Source organism: Streptomyces sp. NPDC047981 (assembly GCF_040653315.1).
Lineage (GTDB): Bacteria > Actinomycetota > Actinomycetes > Streptomycetales > Streptomycetaceae > Streptomyces.
This window is the reverse complement of record NZ_JBEZNQ010000009.1, coordinates 16,351-40,070: the sequence shown is the minus strand read 5'-3', so window position 1 is coordinate 40,070 and position 23,720 is coordinate 16,351. Positions and strand designations below refer to the sequence as shown.

The following is a 23,720-nucleotide window of genomic DNA, read 5'->3' as shown; positions in this document are numbered from 1 at the left end:
AATCCACGTCATGAAGATCCACAAGTACGACACCGTCATCGTCGGCGCCGGTGGCGCCGGCATGCGCGCCGCCATCGAGGCGACGAAGCGCAGCCGCACCGCCGTCCTGACGAAGCTCTACCCCACCCGCTCCCACACGGGCGCCGCGCAGGGCGGCATGGCCGCCGCGCTGGCCAACGTGGAGGAGGACAACTGGGAGTGGCACACCTTCGACACGGTCAAGGGCGGTGACTACCTGGTCGACCAGGACGCCGCCGAGATCCTGGCGAAGGAGGCCATCGACGCCGTCCTCGACCTGGAGAAGATGGGCCTGCCGTTCAACCGGACCCCGAACGGCACCATCGACCAGCGCCGCTTCGGCGGTCACTCCCGCAACCACGGCGAGGCCCCGGTCCGCCGGTCCTGCTACGCCGCGGACCGCACCGGCCACATGATCCTCCAGACGCTGTACCAGAACTGCGTCAAGGAGGGCGTGGAGTTCTTCAACGAGTTCTACGTCCTGGACCAGCTGATCACCGAGGTCGACGGCGTCAAGAAGTCCGCCGGTGTCGTCGCGTACGAGCTGGCCACCGGTGAGATCCACATCTTCCAGGCCAAGGCCGTGATCTACGCCTCCGGCGGCACGGGCAAGTTCTTCAAGGTGACCTCCAACGCGCACACCCTGACCGGTGACGGCCAGGCGGCCTGCTACCGGCGCGGCCTGCCGCTGGAGGACATGGAGTTCTTCCAGTTCCACCCGACGGGCATCTGGCGCATGGGCATCCTGCTGACGGAGGGCGCCCGCGGTGAGGGCGGCATCCTCCGCAACAAGGACGGCGAGCGCTTCATGGAGAAGTACGCGCCGGTCATGAAGGACCTCGCGTCCCGTGACGTCGTCTCGCGCTCCATCTACACGGAGATCCGCGAGGGCCGCGGCTGCGGTCCCGAGGGCGACCACGTCTACCTGGACCTGACGCACCTCCCGCCGGAGCAGCTCGACGCCAAGCTCCCGGACATCACCGAGTTCGCCCGTACGTACCTCGGCATCGAGCCGTACACGGACCCGATCCCGATCCAGCCCACCGCGCACTACGCCATGGGCGGCATCCCGACCAACGTCGAGGGTGAGGTCCTCAGCGACAACACCACCGTCGTCCCGGGTCTGTACGCGGCCGGCGAGGTCGCCTGCGTGTCGGTGCACGGCGCCAACCGCCTCGGCACCAACTCGCTGCTCGACATCAACGTCTTCGGCAAGCGCTCCGGCATCGCCGCCGCCGAGTACTCCGCCAAGAGCGACTTCGTCGAGCTTCCGGAGAACCCCGAGGCCTTCGTCGTCGAGCAGATCGAGAAGCTGCGCAACTCCACGGGCAGCGAACGGGTGGCCGACATCCGCCGTGAGCTCCAGGAGACGATGGACGCCAACGTGATGGTGTTCCGTACGGAGCAGACCATCAAGACGGCCGTCGAGAAGATCGCCGAACTGCGCGAGCGCTACGAGAACGTGTCCATCCAGGACAAGGGCAAGCGGTTCAACACCGACCTGCTCGAGGCCGTCGAGCTGGGCAACCTGCTCGAGCTGGCCGAGGTCATGGCCGTCTCGGCCCTGGCGCGCAAGGAGTCCCGCGGCGGTCACTACCGCGAGGACTACCCGAACCGCGACGACGTCAACTTCATGCGCCACACGATGGCGTACCGCGAGGTCGGCGAGGACGGCTCCGAGACCGTGCGTCTCGACTACAAGCCGGTCGTCCAGACCCGCTACCAGCCGATGGAGCGTAAGTACTGATGGCTACCCCCGTACTGGACAAGGTCGAGGCGGAGTCCGCCGCCTCCCCGTACATCACGGTCACGATGCGCATCCGCCGCTTCAACCCCGAGGTGTCGGACGCGTCGGTCTGGGAGGACTTCCAGATCGAGATCGACCCGAAGGAGCGTGTCCTCGACGCCCTTCACAAGATCAAGTGGGACATGGACGGGTCGCTGACCTTCCGCCGCTCGTGCGCGCACGGCATCTGCGGTTCGGACGCGATGCGGATCAACGGCAAGAACAGGCTCGCCTGCAAGACGCTGATCAAGGACATCAACCCCGAGAAGCCGATCACGGTCGAGGCCATCAAGGGCCTCACGGTGATGAAGGACCTCGTGGTCGACATGGAGCCCTTCTTCCAGGCGTACCGGGACGTCATGCCGTTCCTGGTCACCAAGGGCAACGAGCCGACGCGTGAGCGTCTGCAGTCGGCCGAGGACCGCGAGCGCTTCGACGACACCACCAAGTGCATCCTGTGCGCCGCGTGCACGTCGTCCTGCCCGGTGTTCTGGAACGACGGGCAGTACTTCGGCCCGGCCGCGATCGTCAACGCGCACCGCTTCATCTTCGACTCGCGTGACGAGGCGGGCGAGCAGCGCCTGGAGATCCTGAACGACAAGGACGGCGTGTGGCGTTGCCGCACGACGTTCAACTGCACGGACGCCTGCCCGCGTGGCATCGAGGTCACGAAGGCCATCCAGGAAGTGAAGCGCGCGCTGATCACGCGTCGCTTCTGACACCTGGCCGGTCTCCTGCCCCATGGGGCGAAGCCCGCTTCTGTACGCTCTGCGTGCAGGAGCGGGCTTCGTCGTCGGTGGCCGTCGCAGGAGAGAACGGGGAGAGAGATGAGCGAGCCGAATCCTTACGCGGACGGTGAGTACACGTGGGGTCCCGGCCAGCAGCCGGGGACCCCGGGGTACGGCTATCCGCAGGCGGGGTCGCCCGGTTACGGGTATCCGCAGGCCGGGACGCCGGGCGGCTACGAGCCGACCCTCGCGGCCGGACTGCCGGTGCCGCCGCAGTACCCGCCGGCGGGGATGGCCGGTGGCGCGCCGCTGCTGAGCCTCGGTGACATCACGGTCGTCGGGGACCAGATCATCACCCCGGCGGGTCAGATGCCGCTCAGGGGCGCGGTGTGGAACGCGATGGACATGTCGCGGACGGAGGAGAAGATCCCGGCGGTCGCGATCGTGCTGGCCGTCATCTTCTTCCTGCTGTGCCTGCTGGGTCTGCTGTTCCTGCTGATGAAGGAGAAGCAGACGACCGGCTTCATCCAGGTCACGGTGACGAGCGGCGGCCGCCACCACTCCACGATGATCCCGGCGAGGGGGCCGGAGACCATCCACTGGGTCATGGGCCAGCTGAACTACGCGCGCTCGCTGAGCATGTGACGGTTCCCTAGGGGACGGGGCGGGTCGCGGGTCCGGGTGGCGTCGGGGTGGCCTCCGGGCGTGGCGAGGGGTGTCCCCGATGGTCCGGGCGGGCCTCCGGCGGGAACCTTGATCCATGACGAACTCATGGACGAGCGTACGGACGAGCACGCGGACGAACTCGGTTGTCGGTAAGGCGCGTTGGACGGCCCTGGTCGCGGCGGGGGCGGCCCTCGTGGGTGTGGCGGTGCTCGGCCCGACGAGCGCGCCGGCTTCGGCTGCCGCACCGTCGTGGACGCGGAGCGCCCCCGTGGACGGCCAGATCGACATCGCCGCCCTGAGAACCGCTCTGGCCGGGTTGCCCGAGCCCTCCGTGCGCGGGGCGATGGTCCGGATCAGCGGGCGGGACGGCCGGTGGACCGGGACGGCCGGGGAGTGGACGGCGCCCGTGGACGGACCGCACGCCGGAGAGTTCGCCGTCGGGAGCGTCACGAAGCTGTTCACCGGCGCGCTCGTGCTCCAACTCGTCGGCGAGGGGCGGCTTTCGCTGGACGAGCCGGTCCAGGCGCACCTCCCGGGCCTCCTGCCGCGTTCGTACGCGCCGATCACCGTGGGGCAGCTGCTCAGCCACACCAGTGGGCTGCAGAAGCCGGAGTGCGTCCGGCCCGGGTCGCCGGTCGAGGTCGTGCGGTCGGCGGTCTCCTGCGGGACGCCGACGGCACCCGGCACGACGGCCCAGTACAACGGGATCAACTACTTCCTCGCCGGCCTCCTCGTCGAGAAGGTGTCCGGCCTGTCGTACGAGGCGGAGCTGCGCGACAGGATCCTGCGGCCGCTCGGACTGCGCCACACGCGGCTGCCCGCCGACGACTGGGCGTGGGCCGAGGGCGGTCTGGTCTCCACGTCCGGCGATCTGACCCGCTTCATGAACGTGCTGATGCGCGGCGGACTGCACCGTCCGGCCGAGCGGGCGGCGCTCTTCACGGTGCCGGCGATACCGGACGCGCAGTTCAGCCTCGGCGGCCTGATGCGCTTCCCTGTGCCCGGCGGCGGGCCCGTCGTCTGGGGCAAGACGGGGACCAACCACGGATACACGAGCGGGGTGTTCGCCACTCAGGGCCTGGGCCGTGTCGTCGTCTACTCCACGCTGACGACGGGGAAGGACTCCGCGCGGGAGACGGCACGGGTCAAGGGGATCGTGGGGGCGGCGTTCAAGGGGTACCGGGAGCGGGTGGCCGCAGGCGCGTAGGGAACGCGTGCCGGGCTCGCCCTGGGCGGGTCGCTAGCCGTGCCAGGGAGAGGCGGGCGGGCCCTCCTCGGCGACCAGCATGATCCGGCGGAGCAGGTCGTTGAGCAGGGTCCGCTCGTCCTCGTCGAGGACGCCGAGCAGCCGGTCCTCCTCGTGGCCGAGGACGTCCATGGCACCGAGCCAGGTCTCCCGGCCGGCGGCGGTGAGTTCGACGACGACCTTTCGCCGGTCGGTCGTGGAGGGCGTACGGCGGACGAAGCCGCGCCGCTCCAGGGCGTCGAGGCGGCCGGTGACGGAGGCGGGGGCGAGGTCGAGGTCCTGGGCCAGCTCGGAGGGGGCGGCGCTGCCGCCCCGTCCTGCGAGCTTGTGCAGCGTGTCGAACTCGTGGCGTTCCAGTTCGAAGTCGACCAGGGACTGCTCGCGGACCCGCCGGAGATGGACGGAGAGCTTCTTCATCCGGGTGACGGCGCCCTCCACCGAGGGGTCGAGGCCGGGCAGGACCGGCTGCCAGCGCGCGACGTGCTCGTCGGTCCAGTCACGCGGGACGGGCTCGGTCGGCTCGGGCTCGGTCGCCTCCATGCATCGATCGTACGTCGAAAGGGGACATTTATTCGGTACCGAACATTTCGCCCTCGCAGCGTGGGGGTGGTGTCAGCGACGTCCCCTACCGTCGTATCCATGGTGGGGACCACGAGCCTGGGGCTCAGGCTGAACGAAGCGTTGGACGCGGACAGGTCCGCGGAGGCCGGGGGGCACGGAGGCGGGGCCGTCCTGGCGCTCACAGAGGCGGCGGACCCGGTGGAGCGGCGGGAATGGGCGCTGGTGATGCACCGGAGGGCGTGCATGCGCCGGGAGCCGCTGCTCGATCCCGCCCTGGAGCGGCTGGCGGGGCAGGAGCTCGGCTGGTCGACGGAGGAGTCGGACCTGCTGCTCGGGCGCCTCACGGGACCGGAGGCCGAGGTCTCGGTGCACGAACTGCGGGACGGGTTCATGGCGTTGGTGCCGCTCGCGCTCTCGGCGGCCGAGCAGGTCGAGGAGTGCGACCGGCCTCGCCTGAGGGCGCTGCGGCGGACGGCGGAGGACCTGCGGGTCTACGCGTCCGACGAGTTCGCGGGGATACGGGACCGGATCGACGCCCTGCTGCGGCGCGAGACGCCTGTCGTCGAGGGCCGGCTGCCGCGCCATCTCCTCGACGGTCTCGACGCGTACGGACCGGCGATGCGGGCCGCGCACGCCGAACTGCTGGTGGGAAGGGGCGTGGCCGCGTTCCTGGCGCACTGCGTGCACCTGGACAAGGTCAGGGCGACCCGGACCTGGCGCAGGCGCGCCTCCGCACTCCTCGCGGAGGCCACGTCCGGTGCGGAGCTGGTGCGGCGGCTGCTGGAGGGGATCGCCGCGCAGCCCGAGCACAGGGTGGCCGACCTGAATCCCTGGGGGATCAACGTCCGGGGCATCGCGGGCGACACCAACACCTGCCTGATACGCGGGCTGTTGTGGGCCGCGCTCGACCTGGACGTGCCCTGGGCGGCGCCGTCGGCCGGGGCCGTCGCCCTGCACGCGGGCACCGGCCTCGGCGGCTCCGGCGGCGAGTGCCGCAGCCAGACGCTGGCCTCGACGGCGGTGGCGGTGCTCGGCGAGTTCGAGGGCGCGCGGGCCGAGGAGGCCGTCCAGTGGCTCGGGCGGGTCCGGGGGAAGGTCCGCAACCGGACGGTGCTCAAGGCGGCCGCCAAGGCTCTGGAGACCGTCGCCGGGCGGGCCGGGCTGACGCCGTCGATGCTGCGCGAGCGCGGCGTCCCGGCGCACGGGCTCGACGCGCGCGGGGTGCGTGAGGAGGCGCTCGGGGCGTACACGGCGGTCCTCGCGGTGAGCGAGCCGGGCGTGGCCTCGCTGTCGTTCCTGGGCCCCGAGGGCCGGATCCTGAAGTCCGCGCCGAAGCCGGTCCGGGAGGCGCACGGAGAGCGACTTGCGCCGCTGCGCGCCGGGTTCAAGGAGTTGCGGGCCCTGCTGGCCGTGGAGCGGTCCCGTCTGGAGGAGCATCTGGCGGCGGGGACGACCTGGCCGACGGAGGACTGGGAGCGGTACTACATCGACCATCCGGTGACCGGCGCCGTCGCCCGGGCGCTGCTCTGGGAGGCCGACGCCGACGGCGACGGGCACTGGACGGCCGGGCTGCCGGAGCGGACCGGCGGCGGCTGGGCGCTGGCGGGCGCGGACGGCACCGCGCTGCCGGTCGCCCCGGGGGCCCGGCTGCGGTTGTGGCACCCGCTGCGGGTGGACGGCGAGGAGATCGCCGAGTGGCGGGGCGAGTTCACGGGGCGGGAGCAGGCGCAGCCGTTCCCGCAGGTCTTCCGCGAGACGTACGCGCTCGCCGCGGCCGAGGTGGGCGCCGGGGCGAGCGCCGACCGCTTCGCCGGCCGCGTCCTGCACTACGCCCGCGCCAGGGCGCTGCTGGCCGAGCGCGGCTGGAGCGGCGACCACCTGGGCTTCTTCAGAGAGGGCTACTCCTCGGAGATGGTGCGGGAGCTGCCGCGCGCGGGCGAAGTGCCGGTCGGCGAGGGCGTGTTCTGGCGGGCGCTGCTCCCTGTCGAGCTGGTCGACGCGGAGAGCCGTGAGACCGGGATCGCCGCCCTCTGCCGCACGGGCGCGGTCCGCTTCGAGCGGCGCGGGGCCACGGCCTCGGCCACCGCGCGCGGCGCCTGGGCGGCGGCGTCGCCGGCCGACGTACCGGCGCTCGCGCTGTCGGAGGCGCTGCGGGACGTGGACCTGTTCGTGTCGGTGGCGTCCGCAGCGGCGGGGCCCGAGGGCGGCACGGGCCCGGAGTAGCGCGCACCGCGCGGGAGTTCGGCCGTACGGCACCACCCACAGACCCCCACTTGAACATGTTCAAGTGGGGGTCTACAGTCATGCCCTGAACCTATTTGAACGCGTTCAAGGGAGGGTGGGGCATGGACCTCACTGTCGTCGCGTACATCGTCTACCTGCTCGTCAGCGTGGCGCTGACCGTCTGGGTCGCCCGCACGCTCAGCCGCAACGGAAGGATCTTCCTCTCCGACGTCCTGCACGGGAACGAGAAGCTCGCCGATGCCGTGAACCACCTTCTGGTGGTCGGCTTCTACCTCGTCAACTTCGGCTTCGTCGCCCTCTACCTCAGCCAGGACGAGGCCGTCGCCGACGCCCGGGCTCTCTTCGAGGCCCTCTCCGTCAAGCTCGGCGTGGTCCTCCTCGTCCTCGGCGTGATGCACCTCGGCAACGTCTACGTCCTCAACAAGATCCGCCGCCGGGGCGTCATGGAGCGCGAACAGGTCCCGCCGGTGCCCCCGCAGGGCTGGACCGGCCCCCACCCCAAGGGTCCCTGGGCACCGCCCGTCGCCGGGGCGTGAGGTGGGACGGATGAGCCGGACCGGCACCCCCGTACACCGCCTCACCGTGCTCTACGACGCCGACTGCCCGCTCTGCGTCCATCTGCGGCACTGGCTCCTGCGGCAGCGCCAACTCGTGCCGCTCGACCTCGTCCCGGCCGGCTCGCAGGAGGCCAGGCGCCGCTTCCCCGGCCTCGACCACGCGGCCACCCTCAAGGAGATCACCGTGATCGGGGACCGGGGGCAGATCTACACCTCCACCTCCGCGTGGATCGTCTGCCTCTGGGCCCTGGCCGACCACCGGCCCAAGGCCCAGTGGCTGGCCACCCCGGCCGGCCGGCCCGTCGCCCGGGCGACCGTCCTCGCCGCCGCCAAGTGGCGCGAGGCGATCAAGGCCGGCGGACCGGCCCGCGAGGACGGCCGCTGCGAGGACGGGCGCTGCGAAGCACCCGGCGCGCCCGGCTAGGCTCGGGACCGTGAAGGACGTGAAGGAAGACAAGCCCGCCGAGGGCCCCGCGCAGCCCAAGGTCGCGAAGAGCGAGCAGACCCGCACGCTGATCCTCGAAACCGCCCTCCGGCTGTTCAAGGAGCGCGGCTACGACAAGACCACCATGCGGGCCATCGCCCAGGAGGCCGGGGTCTCCGTCGGCAACGCGTACTACTACTTCGCGTCCAAGGAACACCTCGTCCAGGGCTTCTACGACCGGATCGCCGAGGAACACCAGTCGGCCGTCGAAGCCATCCTGGACAGCGACGAGAAGGACCTCACGGCCCGCATCCGCGGGGTCCTCCTCGGCTGGCTCGACATCGCCGAGCCGTACCACGAGTTCGCGTCCCAGTTCTTCAAGAACGCCGCCGACCCGGACAGCCCGCTCAGCCCCTTCTCCCCCGAGTCGGAAGGCCCCCGCGAGGCAGCGATCGAGGTCCACCGCCGGGTCATCTCCGGAGCGAACGTCAAGATCGACCCCGAACTGGCCGAGCCGCTCCCCCAGTTGCTCTGGCTCCAGCAGATGGGCCTGGTGCTGTTCTGGGTGTACGACCGCTCCGAGGGCTGCGCCAACAGCCGCCGGCTCGTCGAGCGCCTCGCACCGGTCACCGCCCGCGCGATCTCGCTCTCCCGCTTCCGGCTGCTGCGCCCGCTGGTCCGCGAGACCCACGACCTGCTCGCCGACTTCATGCCGACGGCGGCGGGCATGGCGGCCTCGGGCAAGCCCAAGCGCGCCAAGGCGGCCAAGGCCGCGAAGGACGCGGAGGACCCGGAGGGCGGGAAGTCCTCGAAGGACGACTGAGCAGGATCCGGAAACGCCCGAGGGGCCCCGGCCGGTGCACGGCTCGGGGCCCCTCGGGCGATGACGCGTCGGACGCCGGGGGGGGACGGGCGTCAGATCCAGCTCAGCTCCCAGAGCCGCCAGACCCCGGTGCCGTCGGTGAGGTACTGCGAACCGGCGACCTCCGTCGTCGCGAGCACGTAGTCCTTCTTCTGCCAGAGCGGGATCAGCGGAACGTCGTTCACGACCTCCGTCTGGATGTCCTCGAAGTCGTTCGCCGCCGCGGCCCGGTCGCTGTACTGCTGCGTCGCCGAGATCAACGAGTCGATCTTCCGGCTGGAGAACCCGGTGTGCATGGCGTTGCCGGCGCCCACGAGCGGGGCGGTGAAGCTGTCGGAGTCCGGGAAGTCGGGCAGCCAGCCGACCGGGTACGCGTCGTACTCGCCCTTCGCGTACGCCTTCTGGAACTCCTGCCACTCCGCCTCGACCAGCTTCACCTTGAACAGGCCGGTCGACTCCAGCTGCCGCTGCAGCTCCTTCGCCTCGGCCGCGTACGTGACGTCCTTGCGGTAGCCGAGGGTGAAGCTCACCGGCGTCTCGACGTCCGCCTCCTGGAGGAGGCTCTTGGCCTTCTTCTTGGACGGCTCGGGGTAGGCGTCGTAGAACGAGGTGCTGTGACCGTTGTAGCCCTGCGGGATCAGGGAGTACAGCGGCTCCACCGTGCCGTGGTACGCGCCGGTGACGATGGCCGGACGGTCGACGACGGCGGCGATCGCCTGCCGGACCTCCTTCTTCGCCATCGGCGAGCCGGGCTTCACGTTGAAGTAGAGATTGCGGACCTCGGCGGTCTGCGCCTCCGTGATCCGGGCGGAGTCCTTGCCGTTGCCCGCCTCGGAGAGGAACTCCGGGGGCATCTGGCGGTGCGCGATGTCGATCTGCTTGCTCTTCCAGGCGTCCGCGAGCTTCTCGGACTCCTGGAAGTACTTCACGACGACCGTACGTCCGGCCTTGGCCGCGCCCCTGTACTTCGGGTTCGGTTCGAGCCGCGCGCTCTCGCCGGGCTTGAACTCCTTGAGGAGGTACGGCCCGGAACCGTCGGCCGTGACACCCTCGCGGACCTGCTTGGCCGGGTACTGGCTGCTGTCGACGATGGAACCCGCGCCCGTGGCGAGCTTGAACGGGAAGGTCGCGTCCCGGCCGTTCAGGTTGAAGGTGACCTTCTGCCCGTCGGCGACGACGTTCTTGAGGGTCGGGAAGAGCGGCGCGGGACCCGTGTCCGCCTTGATGTTCAGGATCCGCTCGAAGGAGTGCTTGACGTCCTCGCCGGTCACCTTGCGGCCGCTGGAGAACGTGAGGTCGTCGCGGAGCTCGCACTGGTACGTGGTGAGCTTCGCGCCGACGAACTTGCAGCTCTCGGCCGCGTCCGGAACCGGCGTGATGACGCCCGGCTTGAAGCTCAGCAGGGTCTGGTAGACGTTGCTGTACATCGCCCAGGAACCGGCGTCCCACGCACCGGCCGGATCGAGCGAGGTCACCTCGTCCGTGGTGCCGATGGTGATCGGATCGGTCCGCTCGTCGTCGGACGGGAGCAGCTGCCAGCCACCCACTCCGGCGACCACCAGAACTCCGCATGTGATGAGGATCCGAAGACGGACCGTCGACCGCATCGCCGTGCTTCCTTTTTTCGTGCCCACCCCTGCCGCGGCGGCGCCCAGCCATCCCGCGATGGCGTCACCCAATCACACGGACTTCACAAGTGGAAGAGGAAACCTTCACGATGCAGGTATATGTCCGGGATATGAGAATCCGGCGGGTCGAACGGTACGTATCACCCCCTGCGCGAGGAGTGACAGCTTCCGCTCACGGGCCCGCCGGAACCCGTCCCGTCACGCCTGCTTCGAGGCGAGCTGGACGACGGTGATGTCGGAGGGCGCGCCCACCCGGACCGGCGGGCCCCAGGCGCCCGCGCCGCGCGAGACGTACAGCTGGGTGTCGCCGTACCGCTCCAGACCGGCGACGGTCGGGTTGGCCAGCTCGGCGAGGTAGTTGCCGGGCCAGAGCTGCCCGCCGTGGGTGTGCCCGGAGAGCTGGAGGTCGACGCCGTGGCGGACGGCGTCGTCGATGACGATCGGCTGGTGTGCCAGCAGGACGGCGGCCTTCGCGCGGTCCCGGTCGCCGAGCGCGGCGGCGAAGTCGGGCCCCTTGCCCTCGCTCTCGCCCGCGATGTCGTCCACCCCGGCGAGGTCGAAGCCCGCCGCGATCTCCAGGCGCTCGTTGCGCAGCGGGCGCAGGCCGAGTTCGCGGACGTGGTCGACCCAGGCGTCGGCACCGGAGAAGTACTCGTGGTTGCCGGTCACGAAGAACGAGCCGTGCCGGGCCCGGAGCCGGGCGAGGGGCTCGGCGGCGGAGCCGAGGTTCTCGACGCTGCCGTCGACGAGGTCGCCGACGACGGCGATCAGGTCGGGCTGGGTGGCGTTGATGGTCTCCACGATGCGCTGGGTGTGGGCGCGGCCGAGGATCGGCCCGATGTGGATGTCGGACACGACGGCGATGCGGTACCCGTGCAGCGCGCGCGGGATCTTGGCCAGCGGCACGGTCACCCGCTTGACGCGGGGCCCGCGCAGCACGCCGTACGTTCCGTACCCGACGGTCCCCACGGCGGCGGGGGCCGCGGCGCCGCCGACGACCCGCGACACGAACAGCCGCCGCGACACGGCGGTGGCACCGGGCGCGACGCCCACCGGCTCCGGCGCCTCGGGCTCGGCCGGCGCGGCGGCTTCCGGCGCCTCCGGCGCGGGGGCGGGCACGGTCACCGGGACCGGGGCCGGGGCCGACGGGGCCGCCACCGCCTGCGGAGCGGCGGCGATGTCCCGGCGCTCAAGCACGCGCCGCAGCACCGGCCGGACGGCCTCCCCCACGACCAGGGCGAGGGTCAGGTAGAGCAGCAGGGCCAGCCACAGATAGCCGGGCCAGGCCACGACCTGCTGGAGCCAGAAGGGCGCGCCCGCGCGCGCGGAGACCAGGGCGCCGACAGCCAGCGCGGGCAGGACGAACGCGGCGCCCGTCCCCAGCCGCCGCGCGACGCTTCCGCGCACGGTGACATCGCGCACGAGGCGCCGCCACACGTACCAGTGGACCCCGCCCAGCAGACCGAGGACCACCACAGCCACCACCAGAAAGCCGAGCACGCGCCCCACCCCTATCCGCGTTCGCGCCGCAACGCGCGCACGCCACGCAACCCGATCGCGCCCACCACCGTCCCCAGGACAAAGGACGTGATGGCGAGCAGCAGATGAACCCAGAAGTAGGCCGTCGGGTCGCCCGCGTCGTCGAAGGCGAGACCGCTCCCGTCGTTCCACAGGTTCTTGACGAAAGTGATCCAGATGAACCAGCTCCACACGCCGAAGGCGAGCAGGAACCAGGAGACCGGCCGGCTGAGCTTCATACCCCCAGTATCACCACCCGCCGCACCCGCCCCGGCGCCGGGGCGGGCCGAGGTGCGGGGGTACGCGGGGGCGGTGCGGCACGCGCGCGTGCGCCCGGGTGGTCGGGGTCGGGGGAAGCGCCGGGCGGGGTTCGGTTCGCCGCGTGGTGCCTGTACGTTTTCGATCGTGTCTGCTTCGAAGACGACCGCTCGCGCGGTCCTTGCCGCCGCGCTGCTCCCCCTCCTCGCCGCCGCCCCCGCCCACGCGGACACGGTGGACAACAAGGAGGACCAGCAGCCCAAGCCGCCCGCCCTCATGTCCTCCGTCGGCGGTTCGCTGCTCAGCAGGCCCGGCACGCAGGTGAACCTCGGGCCCGGGGCGCCGGTGCTGCCGAAGGAGCTGAGCGCGCGGTCGTGGATCGTCGCGGACGCCGAGAGCGGCCAGGTCCTCGCCGCGCACAACGCCCACTGGCCGCTGGCCCCCGCATCCACGCTCAAGATGCTCTTCGCGGACACGGTCCTGCCCAAGTTCCCGAGGACGGCGAGCCACACGGTCACCGCCCAGGACCTGGCGGGGCTCGGCTCGGGCTCCAGCCTGGTCGGCATCAAGGAGAAGCAGACCTACACCGTCCACGACCTCTGGCTGGGCGTCTTCCTGCGCTCCGGCAACGACGCCGTGCGGGTGCTCTCAGCGATGAACCAGGGCATCCCGCAGACCGTCGCCGACATGAACGCGCGCGCCGACGAACTGCAGGCCCTCGACACGCACGTGGTCTCGCCCGACGGCTACGACGCACCGGGTCAGGTCTCGTCCGCGTACGACCTCACGCTGATCGCCCGCAGCGGCATGCAGAAGGCGGACTTCCGGGAGTACGCGGCGACGGCCCGCGCCGCCTTCCCCGGGGAGCAGAAGCCGGGCAAGAAGCGGGAGACGTTCGAGATCCAGAACACCAACCGGCTGCTGACCGGTGACCTCGGCGTCCCGCAGTACCAGGGCATCGCCGGCGTCAAGAACGGCAACACCACGCACGCGGGTTCCACCTTCACCGGCGTCGCGGAGCGCAACGGCAAGGTGCTGCTGGTGACGGTCCTGAACCCGTCCTCCAAGGAGCAGCACGCCGTCTACAAGGAGACCGCGCGGCTCCTGGACTGGGGCTTCGCGGCCACCGGGAAGGTGACGCCGGTCGGCGAGCTGGTTCCGCCGAAGTCCGCGCGGACGACGCCGGGCACCGAGAGCGGCGGTACGACGCCGGCGCCCGGCAAGAACGCGCCGAACACCGCCCAGAACGTCGCCGCGGCGAAGTCCGGGGGCGTCGGCACCGCCCTCGCCGTCATCGGCGGTGTGCTGGTGCTGCTCGCGGGGGCGGCGTTCCTCGTCAACCGTCGCTGGCCGCTGCGCCGCCCTCGGCCGGACGCGCAGGAGCCTTCCCCGGAGCAGGAGCAGAAGCAGGAGCCGGAGCAGGCTCAGGAGTCCGAGGGCGTGGAGCCGACGGCGACCCCGTAGCCGTCCAGGAGGCACAGAACAGCAGCAGTTTCGCGGAGAAGTTGATCCACAGGAGCAACGCGACCGGTACGCCGAACGCGCCGTACATCGACTTCCCCGCGACCTCCCGCATGTAGCCGCCGATCAGCAGCTTCAGCAGTTCGAAGCCGATCGCGCCGATCACCGCCGCCACGATCAGGCGGCGTCGCGGCGGCTGGACGCCCGGGAGCAGGGTCAGCAGGTACAGCAGGATCAGGAAGCCCGCGACGGCGGCGACGGCGACTGAGGCCGCCTGGAGCAGGATCCCGGTGGCCCCTTCGCCGGAGATCCCCACCCGGTCGGCGCTCCAGCCGATGGCGGTGGAGCCGAGCCAGGACGCGGCGAGCGAGCAGAGCCCGACCGCGCCGAGCCCGAGCAGGACGAGCGCGTCCTTGCCCTTGCGTGCGAAGGGGTTGCCCTCGTCCTGGTCGTCGAGCCCCCACACCGCGCGCAGACAGTCCCGCATCGAGCCGACCCATCCGATGCCGGTGAAGAGCAGCAGGACACCGGCGACGAGACCGATCGTCCCCGCGTTGTCCACCAACCCACCGATGTTGAGTTGGTCCGAGATGCCGGGGACCTGCTCGCTGACCTTGTCCTCGATCTTGTCGAGCTGTTCCTTGCTGAGCAGCGCGGCGCCGACCGCCGCGGCGACGGCGATCAGCGGGAAGAGCGCGAGGAAGCTGAGGAAGGTGATGGCGGCGGCGAGCCGGGTCCAGTGGGCGGCGTCGAGGGTCTCGTACGAACGCCAGGCGTGCGTCTTCATGAACCTGGTCACCCAGGGTCCGATGACGGGGAGCTTCGTCAGCCAGTCCATCTCGTACGCGTACCCCTTGATCTCGTGCCGATACCGCGTGCGGCCGGCGGCCTCACACGTCCGCGACCGCCATGCCGTACATCGCCGCCCACACCAGGCCGACGACCGCGAGCGGGCGGTCGCGCAGGACGACGTCCTCGGGGGCTCCGGCGGTGCCGCGGTCGGCGAAGACGGCGTAGCGCAGCACGGCGAGGATGAACGCGATCATGGAGAGCTGACGCCAGGGCAGGAGCGAGCCGGTGGCGACGCCGCCGCTCTCCAGGGCCCACAGGCAGTAGCCGAGGACGGCGACTCCGGCGGCGAGCTGCCAGACGAAGCGCAGGTAGCCGGTCGTGTACTGGGTGAGCAACGCGCGCGTGGCGCCCCGCGCGGCCTCCATCTGGACGGCTTCGGAGTAGCGCTTGGCGGCGACCATGAAGAGCGCGCCGAATCCGGTGGTGATCAGGAACCAGCGGGAGAGCGGGATCGCGAGCGCGACCCCGCCGATCATCGCGCGCATCAGGAAGCCGGTGGTGACGACGGCGAGGTCGACGACGAGGACGTGCTTGAGGCGCAGGCAGTACGCGCCCTGCATGACGAGATACGCGATGAGGAGAGCGGCGGTCATGGGGTTGCACAGGACCGCGCTCGCGCCGGCCGCTCCGAGGGCGAGGAGGGTCCCCGCGGTGTAGGCGAGGGGTACGGGGACGAGTCCGGCGGCGACGGGGCGGCGGCACTTGACGGGATGGGCGCGGTCGGCGGCGGCGTCGCGGGCGTCGTTGACGAGGTAGACGGCCGCGGACGCGGCCGTGAACAGGGCGAAGACGAGGGCGAGTCGGGCGGCCGTGTGCCAGGAGACGAGCTCTCCCGCGGCGACGGGCGCGGCGAGGACGAGCACGTTCTTGACCCACTGCCGGGGCCGCGCGGTCCTGACGAGTCCGGCTGCCGTGGCGGCCGCCCGGCGGCCGGGTCCGGTGCGTCCGCGCTGCCGTTCCGGTGCCGGGACGGGGGTGTCGAGAACGGCGGTGCGGCCGGTCGGGAGGCCGCTGGGAAGGCGGTGGGGAAGGCTGTTGGGAAGGCCGTCGGAGAGGCCGGTGCCGCCGTGGTCAGCCATGGACGCCTCCGGGGCTCACCGGCCGGGAGGCGGCGGCTTTCAGGAGGCTCGGCGCCGCCAGGGGGACCGGCGTCACGCGCGCGTGGGGCGGTGTGCACGCGGGTCCGGGCGCCCGGAGCCAGGCGCGGCCCAGGCCGGCCGTCACGGCGCCCAGGAGGGCGCCCGCGGCCACGTCCGTCGGGTAGTGGACGCCGACGACCAGGCGGGAGGCGCACATCGCGGCCGCCACGGGGGCGGCGAGGCGCCGGGCCGCCGGGTGGAGGGCGCCGAAGGCGACGGCCGCCGCGACGGCGGAGGTCGCGTGGGAGCTGGGGAAGGAGTGCCGGCCCGCCGTGCGGACCAGGGGCGCGTACTCCGCCGCGCCCGGCCGTGGCCGCCGTACCACCCGCTTGACGCCCATGCTGGCCAGATGCGCCCCGGCGATCAGGGCCGTGCCGCGCAGCCAGCCCGCTCGGCGTTCCGGGTCCAGTGCGGCGCAGGTGAGCCCGGCGGCGAGCCAGAGGGCGCCGTGCTCGCCGCCGAGCGACAGCGCGCGGGCCGCCGTCGCCACCGGCGCGCGCTGCCCGCAGCCGCGCAGGGCCGCGAGCAAGCGCCTCTCCGCCCCGGCCACGTCCGCGTGTCGCATCGGCTCCGCCTCCCCGGATGCGGGGCGACTCCGCCGTCGCCCCGGTCGAGCTGTGGTCGCGCTGGTGGTCGACCAGGGGTGACTCTGGCCCGGCGGATCGGTGACCGCACGGCAATCTTTCCTGACACTCCTTTAATCACCCATTTCGACGAACCGCCGGGCATACCCGGCATAACGCATAGACCGGGCTATACGGTCGCCTTCATGGCTGCCCACACCGATGTCGAGCCCCTCACGGGCTGGGGTCGCACCGCCCCCACCCTCGCGCGCGTGCACCGCCCCCGCACCTATGAGGAGGCCGCCGAGACCGTCCGCGCCTGCGGCGCCCGGGGCTCGATCGCGCGCGGCCTCGGCCGGGCCTACGGCGACGCCGCGCAGAACGCCGGCGGCTCCGTCCTCGACATGACCGGCCTCGACCGGATCCGTACCGTCGACGCCGTCGCGGGCACCGTCGTCTGCGACGCGGGCGTCAGCCTGCACCGGCTGATGGAGGTCCTGCTCCCGCTCGGCTGGTTCGTCCCGGTCACCCCCGGGACCCGCTACGTCACCGTCGGCGGGGCGATCGGCGCCGACATCCACGGCAAGAACCACCACGTCTCGGGCTCCTTCGGCCGCCATGTGACCTCCTTCGAACTCCTCACCGCCGACGGCGAGATCCACACCGTCGTCCCCGGCACCGACCTCTTCGACGCCACGACCGGCGGCATGGGCCTGACCGGTGTCGTCCTCTCCGCGACCCTCCGGCTGCTGCCCGTCGAGACCTCCCTCATGTCCGTCGACACCGAACGCGCCACGGACCTCGACGACCTGATGGCCCGCCTCACCGCCACCGACGACCGGTACCGCTACTCGGTCGCCTGGATCGACCTCCTCGCGCGCGGCGCCGCCACCGGCCGGTCGGTCCTCACCCGCGGCGACCACGCCCCGTACGACGCGATCCCCGTCCGGGACCGCCGCGCGCGCCGCGCGCCCCTCGCCTTCCACCCGGGGCAACTGCCCGCCGCGCCCGCGCTCCTCCCCGAGGGGCTGCTCGGCCGCACGACCGTGGGCCTGTTCAACGAGTTCTGGTACCGGGGGGCGCCCCGCCGCCGCACCGGCGAACTCCAGCGGATGTCCACGTTCTTCCACCCCCTGGACGGCGTCCCGCACTGGAACCGGATCTACGGCCGGGGCGGCTTCGTCCAGTACCAGTTCGTCGTCGGCCACGGGCACGAGGAGACCCTGCGCCGGATCGTGCGGCGGATCGCTCGGCGCGGCTGCCCGTCGTTCCTCGCCGTCCTGAAGCGCTTCGGCGCGGCCGACCCCGGCTGGCTGTCGTTCCCGGTGCCCGGCTGGACGCTGGCGCTCGACATCCCGACCCGGCTCTCCGGCCTCGGCGCGTTCCTCGACGAGCTGGACGAGGAGGTGGCGGACGCGGGCGGCCGGGTCTACCTCGCGAAGGACTCGCGGCTGCGGCCCGAGCTGCTGCACGCGATGTACCCGAGGCTCGCCGACTTCCGCGCGCTGCGCGCCACGCTCGACCCCCGGTCCGTCTTCACGTCCGATCTGTCCCGTCGCCTCGCCCTGTGAATCGCTCTCCGAATCGCTCTCTCCGAGGAGTTTGACCGTCATGAAGGACGCCTTCGGCACCCCGCAGTCCCTGCTCCTGCTCGGCGGCACGTCCGAGATCGGGCTCGCCACGGCCCGCCGGCTGATCGCCCGCCGCACCCGTACGGTCTGGCTGGCCGGACGCCCCACCCCCGCCCTGGAGGCCGCCGCCGACTCGCTGCGCGCGCTGGGCGCGGACGTGCGCACCGTGCCGTTCGACGCGCTCGACACCGAGTCGCACGCGGAGCGGCTCGGCAAGATCTTCACGGAGGGCGACATCGACATGGTGCTGCTCGCCTTCGGGATCCTCGGCGACCAGGCGCACGACGAGGCCGATCCGCTCGCCGCCGTCCGGGTCGCCCAGACGAACTACACGGGCGCGGTCTCGGCGGGGCTGATCTGCGCGGCGGCGCTCCAGGCGCAGGGGCACGGCTCGCTGGTGGTGCTGTCGTCGGTGGCCGGCGAGCGCGCCCGCCGCGCGAACTTCATCTACGGCTCGTCCAAGGCGGGTCTCGACGCGTTCGCCCAGGGGCTCGGGGACGCGCTGTACGGGACCGGGGTGCACGTGATGGTCGTACGCCCGGGATTCGTACGGTCCCGGATGACGGAAGGGCGTGAGGAGGCACCGCTGGCGACGACTCCGGAGGAGGTCGCCCTGGCGATCGAGCTGGGGCTGCGGCGGCGCTCGGAGACCGTGTGGGTGCCGGGCGCGCTGCGGATGGTGATGTCGGCCCTGCGGCACGTGCCGAGGCCGCTGTTCCGCCGCCTGCCGGTCTGACCGAGGTGGGGCGTCAGCCCGCCGCCGGGGTGGGTTCGTCGACGGGCGAGGAGCCCTGGGCGGGGACCGCGGGGACCCCGGCGGCACCGTGGCTGTCGCCGAACTCGAAGACGCGGAGCTTGCGCCACACCCCGTCCTCACCCTGCTCGTACAGGGCGAAGGAGGAGCAGGTCCAGGCGGCCTCGAAGTCGGCCAGCTCCGCGTAGGCCCGGTCCATCGCCTCCTCGGCGATGCCGTGGGCGACGGTGACGTGCGGGTGGTACGGGAACTGCAGCTCGCGCACGAGCGGCCCGGACTCGTCCCGGACCCGCTCCTGGAGCCAGCCGCAGGACGAGACGCCCTCGGCGAGCGTCACGTACACGACCGGGGAGAGCGGGCGAAACGTTCCCGTGCCGCTCAGCCGCACCGGGAAGGAGCGGACGCCCGCGGCGACCTCGGCGAGGTGCGCCTGGATCGCGGGGAGCCGCTCGGCGTCCACCTCGGTCGGCGGGACGAGCGTCACGTGCGTGGGGATGCCGTGCGCGGCGGGATCCCCGAAGCCGGCGCGCAGCTCCTGGAGCAGGCTGCCGTAGGGCTCCGGGACCGCGATCGAAACGCCGAGCGTTACGGTCCCCACGTCGTTCTCCTCCGGTGTCGTGTCGATTCGGGACGGTGGTGGTGCAGCCGCCAGTGTGCGGCCTGCACCACCCCTGTGGCCAGGGTCCTTGGACTCAGTGCTTGGCGGGCAGGAAGCCCACCCGCTCGTACGTCTGCGCCAGGGTCTCGGCGGCGACCGCCCGCGCCTTCTCCGCGCCCTTGGCCAGGAGCGAGTCCAGCGTCTCCGGGTCGTCCAGGTATTCCTGCGTACGGGTCCGGAACGGCGTGACGAAGTCCACCATGACCTCGGCCAGGTCGGTCTTCAGCGCGCCGTACATCTTGCCCTCGTAGCTCTGTTCCAGCTCGGGGATGCTCGTCCCGGTGAGCGTGGACATGATCGAGAGCAGGTTGGAGACGCCGGCCTTGTTCTCCGGGTCGAAGCGGATGACCGTGTCGGTGTCGGTGACCGCGCTCTTGACCTTCTTCGCCGTCGTCTTCGGCTCGTCGAGCAGGTTGATCAGACCCTTCGGCGTGGACGCCGACTTGCTCATCTTGATCGTCGGGTCCTGCAGGTCGTAGATCTTCCCGGTCTCCTTGAGGATGTACGGCGCCGGGATCGTGAACGTCTCGCCGAAGCGCCCGTTGAACCGCTCCGCGAGGTCGCGGGTCAGCTCGATGTGCTGGCGCTGGTCCTCGCCGACCGGGACCTGGTCGGCCTGGTAGAGCAGGATGTCGGCGACCTGGAGGATCGGGTACGTGAAGAGGCCGACGGTGGCCCGGTCGGCGCCCTGCTTGGACGACTTGTCCTTGAACTGGGTCATGCGGGAGGCCTCGCCGAAGCCGGTGAGGCAGTTCATCACCCAGCCGAGCTGCGCGTGCTCGGGCACATGGCTCTGGACGAAGAGGGTGCAGCGCTCCGGGTCGAGACCGGCGGCGAGCAGCTGCGCGGCGGCGAGCCGGGTGTTCGCGCGGAGCTCGGCCGGGTCCTGCGGAACCGTGATCGCGTGCAGGTCCACCACCATGTAGAAGGCGTCGTGGGTCTCCTGCAGCGCGACCCACTGGCGGACGGCACCGAGGTAGTTGCCGAGGTGGAACGAGCCTGCGGTGGGCTGGATTCCGGAGAGCACACGGGGACTGTCAGAGGCCATGCCTCACATTCTCTCAGGTTCGTCGGGCGTTCCCGGACTGGGAACCGATCGGGGTCGGCCGGTGTATTCAAGGTGTGAGGACGCTGGAGGGGGGCCGGTGCGTCGTGGACGAGTCGGCGGTGATCGCACGGGTGCGCGCCGGGGAGGCGGAGGCGTACGCGTCGCTGGTCCGCGCCCACACGGCGGTCGCGCTGCGCGCGGCGGTTGCGTACGGCGCGGGCGCGGAGGCCGAGGACGTGGTGCAGCAGGCCTTCTTCAAGGCGTACCGGTCGCTGGGGCGGTTCAAGGAGGGGGCGGCCTTCCGCCCGTGGCTGCTGCGGATCGTGGCCAATGAGACGAGGAACACAGTGCGCGCGGCGGGCCGGCAGCGGGCGGTCGCGGGCCGGGAGGCGGAGCTGCTCGCCGCGGAGCCGCTGATACCGGAGGGGGCGGATCCGGCGGTCGCGGCCGAGGAGCGGGAGAGACGCCTTCAGCTGCTCGGCGCACTGGACGGTCTTGGCGACGACCATCGGCAGGTGGTGATCCACCGCTATCTGCTGGAGCTGGACGAGACGGAGACCGCGGCAGCGCTGGGCTGGCCGCGCGGCACGGTGAAGTCCCGGCTGAGCCGGGCCTTGAAGAAGCTCGGGCTCGTGCTGGAGGCAGAGGAAGGAGGTGAGGAGCATGACGGACGAGCGGGCGCACGGTGACGGGCCTGCGGGCGGGCCCGGGGACGGGTCCCTTGGCGCGCGCGGTGACGGGTCCCCTGGCGGGCCCGGGGACGGGCTGCCGGAGGAGCTGCGGGAGCTGGGGCGGCGGCTGAGGGTGCCGGACGTCGGCGGGGAGACCATGGCCGAGCGGGTGCTCGCTCAGCTCCTGGCGGAGCAGGTGCCGACGCCGGTGCGGCGGCGGCGCTTCGACGCCCTGCGCGGGTCCGCGCGCCGGCGCTGGAAGGCGCTGCTCGCGGCGGTCTCCGGGCTCCTGGTGGTCCTTGTGCTCACGCCTCCGGTGCGGGCGACGGTGGCCGAGTGGTTCGGCTTCGGCGGGGTCGAGGTCCGATACGACCCGGGGGCGCGTCCGTCGCCGGGCACGGAGGTCCCGGGGTGCGAAGGGGCCGTCCCGCTGGAGGAGGCCGAGCGCCGGGCGGGGTTCGAGCCCTTGATACCGAGCGCCCTCGGCCCTCCGGACGCGGTGTCGGTGACCGGCTCGGCGGAGCTGGGGCGAGCGGTGATCAGCCTGTGCTGGCGCGGGAAGGACGGCGGGACGGTCCGTCTCGACGCGTTCCCGGCGCGGCTCGACCCGGGCTTCGCCAAGCAGGTGCGGACCCAGCCGGAGTGGGTCGACCTGCCGGACGGCGCGGAGGGCTACTGGTTCGCCGAGCCGCATCTGCTGAGCGTCCCGCTGACGGACCCGACCGGCCAGGAGTGGACGCACTCCGTCCGCACGGCGGGCCCCACGCTCCTCTGGACGAGGAACGCCGGGGCCCTGACCCTGCGGCTCGAGGGCGAGCCGTCCCTGGCGGAGGCCCGCCGCATAGCCGAGTCGGCGGGCTGAGCGCCCGCCGACCGGGCCGGACCGCGACGGCGGGACGGCTCGACGGCCGGAGGTCCGGCCGGTTCGCTCGGCGTCGGGTCAGACCGGGAGGCCCGGGGCGGGGAAGGCGGCCATCAGCTCGGCGACCTCGGCGCGGATCGTGCGGAGCGCGTCCTCGTCGCCGGAGCCGGCGGCGGCGACGCCCCGGTCGATCCAGTCGGCGACCTGGGTCATGTGCGCGGTGCCGAGGCCGCGGGAGGTGAGGGACGGGGTGCCGATGCGGATGCCGGAGGGGTCGAAGGGCTTCCGGGGGTCGTAGGGGACGGTGTTGTAGTTGACGACGATCCCGGCGCGGTCGAGGGCCTTGGCGGCGACCTTGCCGGGGACCTCCTTGGGGGTGAGGTCCATCAGGATCAGGTGGTTGTCGGTGCCGCCGGAGACCAGGTCGAAGCCGCGGGCGAGCAGCGCCTCGGCGAGGGCCTTGGCGTTGGCGACGACCGCGTGGGCGTAGTCGCGGAAGGAGGGCTGGGACGCCTCGCGCAGGGCGACGGCGATGGCCGCGGTGGTCTGGTTGTGCGGGCCGCCCTGCAGGCCGGGGAAGACGGCCTTGTCGAGGGCCTTGGCGTGCTCCTCGCGGGACATCAGCATGGCGCCGCGCGGGCCGCGCAGGGTCTTGTGGGTGGTCGTCGAGATGACGTCGGCGTACGGCACCGGCGAGGGGTGGGCGCCGCCCGCGATCAGGCCGGCGATGTGGGCGACGTCGGCGACGAGGACGGACCCGGCCTCGCGGGCGATCTCGGCGAAGCCGGCGAAGTCGATGGTGCGGGGCAGCGCGGTGCCACCGCAGAAGATCACCTTCGGGCGCTCCTTGAGGGCGAGCTCACGGACCTGGTCGAGGTCGACGAGCCCGTTGTCCTGGCGCACGCCGTACTGCACGCCGCGGAACCACCTGCCGGTGGCGGAGACGCCCCAGCCGTGGGTGAGGTGGCCGCCCATCGGCAGGGCCATGCCCATCACGGTGTCGCCCGGCTCGGCGAAGGCGAGGTAGACGGCGAGGTTGGCGGGAGAACCGGAGTAGGGCTGGACGTTGGCGTGGTCGACGCCGAAGACGGCCTTGGCCCGCTCGACGGCGAGGGTCTCGACCTGGTCGATGTTCTGCTGGCCCTCGTAGTACCGGCGGCCGGGGTAGCCCTCGCTGTACTTGTTCTGCAGGACCGTGCCGGAGGCCTCGAGGACGGCGGCGGAGACGTAGTTCTCGCTGGGGATCAGCCGCAGGGTCTCGGCCTGCAGCCGCTCCTCGGCGCCGACGAGCGCGGCGAGTTCGGGGTCGGCGGCGGAGAGGGCGGGGTGGTGGGCGGTGCTCGTCATGTCGCTCATGGCGTTCCTCCGGGCGTTGCGGCGGCGGGTCCCGGAGCGGTGCGTGCGATTCGGCGCGGCACCACACGGGACGGGGTCCTTGTGGTGCCCAGGCGGGCGGCACCGCGTGTGGTCTGCCGCGCACGGCTCCCCCAGGGTCGATTCCCCGTACGCCAGTCGCCGTGCGTGTTTCCACATTAGCGGGCGCGCCGTCGCTCAAGGTTTCTTCGTCCAGTATCCGAGCGACGAT

The 23,720-nt window shown here is 72.1% G+C and carries 21 protein-coding genes, 2 pseudogenes and 1 riboswitch; of the genes and pseudogenes, 13 read left to right on the top strand and 10 right to left on the bottom strand.

Annotated features, from left to right (window positions below):
- The first annotated feature begins 10 nt into the window (after positions 1-10).
- From sdhA to AB0E14_RS07935, 4 genes are all read left to right on the top strand, one after another.
- Positions 11-1,765, top strand: a complete 1,755-nt coding sequence (gene sdhA / locus AB0E14_RS07950; protein ID WP_362413654.1) for a succinate dehydrogenase flavoprotein subunit — start codon at positions 11-13, stop codon at positions 1,763-1,765.
- Positions 1,765-2,523, top strand: a complete 759-nt coding sequence (locus AB0E14_RS07945) for a succinate dehydrogenase iron-sulfur subunit (RefSeq protein WP_352191934.1) — start codon at positions 1,765-1,767, stop codon at positions 2,521-2,523. Before sdhA ends, AB0E14_RS07945 begins: the two co-directional genes overlap by 1 nt.
- A 108-nt stretch (positions 2,524-2,631) precedes the next feature.
- Positions 2,632-3,177, top strand: a complete 546-nt coding sequence (locus AB0E14_RS07940; RefSeq protein WP_362413651.1) for a hypothetical protein — start codon at positions 2,632-2,634, stop codon at positions 3,175-3,177.
- A 115-nt stretch (positions 3,178-3,292) separates the two neighbouring features.
- Positions 3,293-4,405, top strand: coding sequence for a serine hydrolase domain-containing protein (locus AB0E14_RS07935; protein ID WP_362413649.1), 1,113 nt, complete (start codon positions 3,293-3,295; stop codon positions 4,403-4,405).
- Positions 4,406-4,438: 33 nt separating this feature from the next.
- Here AB0E14_RS07935 and AB0E14_RS07930 read toward each other — a convergent pair whose 3' ends face one another.
- Entirely contained in the window at positions 4,439-4,984 is a 546-nt protein-coding gene (locus tag AB0E14_RS07930; RefSeq protein WP_362413647.1) for a MarR family transcriptional regulator, read from the bottom strand.
- Positions 4,985-5,083: 99 nt separating this feature from the next.
- On the opposite strand from AB0E14_RS07930, the gene AB0E14_RS07925 reads away from it, so the two are divergent.
- The 4 genes from AB0E14_RS07925 to AB0E14_RS07910 all read left to right on the top strand — a co-directional run bounded on the left by AB0E14_RS07925 (position 5,084) and on the right by AB0E14_RS07910 (position 9,053).
- Positions 5,084-7,228, top strand: coding sequence for a DUF4132 domain-containing protein (locus tag AB0E14_RS07925; RefSeq protein ID WP_362413645.1), 2,145 nt, complete (start codon positions 5,084-5,086; stop codon positions 7,226-7,228).
- Between the two features lie 122 nt (positions 7,229-7,350).
- Entirely contained in the window at positions 7,351-7,785 is a 435-nt protein-coding gene (locus AB0E14_RS07920; protein WP_362413643.1) for a hypothetical protein, read from the top strand.
- Positions 7,786-7,795: 10 nt separating this feature from the next.
- Positions 7,796-8,230, top strand: a complete 435-nt coding sequence (locus AB0E14_RS07915; RefSeq protein WP_362413641.1) for a DCC1-like thiol-disulfide oxidoreductase family protein — start codon at positions 7,796-7,798, stop codon at positions 8,228-8,230.
- 10 nt (positions 8,231-8,240) lie between these two features.
- Entirely contained in the window at positions 8,241-9,053 is an 813-nt protein-coding gene (locus tag AB0E14_RS07910; protein ID WP_362413639.1) for a TetR family transcriptional regulator, read from the top strand.
- Between the two features lie 92 nt (positions 9,054-9,145).
- On the opposite strand, the gene AB0E14_RS07905 is transcribed toward AB0E14_RS07910, so the two are convergent.
- From AB0E14_RS07905 to AB0E14_RS07895, 3 genes are all read right to left on the bottom strand, one after another.
- A complete protein-coding gene (locus tag AB0E14_RS07905) occupies positions 9,146-10,699 on the bottom strand; it encodes an ABC transporter substrate-binding protein (protein WP_362413637.1) in 1,554 nt (517 codons plus the stop codon).
- Between the two features lie 219 nt (positions 10,700-10,918).
- Positions 10,919-12,220 (bottom strand): metallophosphoesterase, encoded by a 1,302-nt coding sequence (locus AB0E14_RS07900; protein WP_362413635.1) that lies wholly within the window; start codon positions 12,218-12,220, stop codon positions 10,919-10,921.
- Between the two features lie 11 nt (positions 12,221-12,231).
- Entirely contained in the window at positions 12,232-12,477 is a 246-nt protein-coding gene (locus AB0E14_RS07895; protein ID WP_362413633.1) for a hypothetical protein, read from the bottom strand.
- Between AB0E14_RS07895 and AB0E14_RS07890 the strand changes: the two are divergent.
- A pseudogene (locus AB0E14_RS07890) lies at positions 12,416-13,495 on the top strand (D-alanyl-D-alanine carboxypeptidase); the annotation flags it as partial. The gene AB0E14_RS07895 and the pseudogene AB0E14_RS07890 overlap by 62 nt on opposite strands.
- Positions 13,496-13,832: 337 nt before the next feature.
- Here AB0E14_RS07890 and AB0E14_RS07885 read toward each other — a convergent pair.
- The 3 genes and pseudogenes from AB0E14_RS07885 to AB0E14_RS07875 form a co-directional block, all read right to left on the bottom strand.
- Entirely contained in the window at positions 13,833-14,795 is a 963-nt protein-coding gene (locus tag AB0E14_RS07885) for a YihY/virulence factor BrkB family protein (protein WP_362413631.1), read from the bottom strand.
- Positions 14,796-14,847: 52 nt separating this feature from the next.
- Complete coding sequence (locus AB0E14_RS07880; protein WP_362413629.1) at positions 14,848-15,888, bottom strand: decaprenyl-phosphate phosphoribosyltransferase; 1,041 nt, start codon at positions 15,886-15,888, stop codon at positions 14,848-14,850.
- A 112-nt stretch (positions 15,889-16,000) separates the two neighbouring features.
- Positions 16,001-16,513 (bottom strand): annotated as a pseudogene (locus tag AB0E14_RS07875) (phosphatase PAP2 family protein); the annotation flags it as partial.
- 204 nt (positions 16,514-16,717) lie between these two features.
- Here AB0E14_RS07875 and AB0E14_RS07870 point away from each other — a divergent pair.
- Together AB0E14_RS07870 and AB0E14_RS07865 are read left to right on the top strand one after the other, a co-directional pair.
- Complete coding sequence (locus tag AB0E14_RS07870) at positions 16,718-18,082, top strand: FAD-binding oxidoreductase (RefSeq protein WP_362413627.1); 1,365 nt, start codon at positions 16,718-16,720, stop codon at positions 18,080-18,082.
- A gap of 40 nt (positions 18,083-18,122) precedes the next feature.
- Entirely contained in the window at positions 18,123-18,878 is a 756-nt protein-coding gene (locus AB0E14_RS07865; RefSeq protein WP_362413624.1) for a decaprenylphospho-beta-D-erythro-pentofuranosid-2-ulose 2-reductase, read from the top strand.
- Positions 18,879-18,891: 13 nt separating this feature from the next.
- On the opposite strand, the gene AB0E14_RS07860 is transcribed toward AB0E14_RS07865, so the two are convergent.
- Entirely contained in the window at positions 18,892-19,494 is a 603-nt protein-coding gene (locus AB0E14_RS07860) for a 2'-5' RNA ligase family protein (RefSeq protein WP_362413622.1), read from the bottom strand.
- A 94-nt stretch (positions 19,495-19,588) separates the two neighbouring features.
- Positions 19,589-20,602, bottom strand: a complete 1,014-nt coding sequence (gene trpS, locus AB0E14_RS07855) for a tryptophan--tRNA ligase (RefSeq protein ID WP_362413620.1) — start codon at positions 20,600-20,602, stop codon at positions 19,589-19,591.
- Between the two features lie 74 nt (positions 20,603-20,676).
- Here trpS and AB0E14_RS07850 point away from each other — a divergent pair, with 74 nt between their 5' ends.
- Together AB0E14_RS07850 and AB0E14_RS07845 are read left to right on the top strand one after the other, a co-directional pair.
- Positions 20,677-21,291 carry an RNA polymerase sigma factor gene (locus AB0E14_RS07850; protein ID WP_362413618.1) on the top strand — a complete coding sequence of 205 codons (615 nt, stop codon included), beginning with the start codon at positions 20,677-20,679 and terminating at the stop codon, positions 21,289-21,291.
- Complete coding sequence (locus tag AB0E14_RS07845; RefSeq protein WP_362413616.1) at positions 21,266-22,135, top strand: hypothetical protein; 870 nt, start codon at positions 21,266-21,268, stop codon at positions 22,133-22,135. Before AB0E14_RS07850 ends, AB0E14_RS07845 begins: the two co-directional genes overlap by 26 nt.
- A gap of 78 nt (positions 22,136-22,213) precedes the next feature.
- Here AB0E14_RS07845 and glyA read toward each other — a convergent pair whose 3' ends face one another.
- The gene (gene glyA / locus AB0E14_RS07840; protein ID WP_362413866.1) at positions 22,214-23,482 is read right to left on the bottom strand and encodes a serine hydroxymethyltransferase; all 1,269 of its coding nucleotides are present in this window, start codon (positions 23,480-23,482) and stop codon (positions 22,214-22,216) included.
- 88 nt (positions 23,483-23,570) lie between these two features.
- Positions 23,571-23,661: riboswitch (ZMP/ZTP riboswitch) on the bottom strand.
- Positions 23,662-23,720 lie beyond the last annotated feature (59 nt).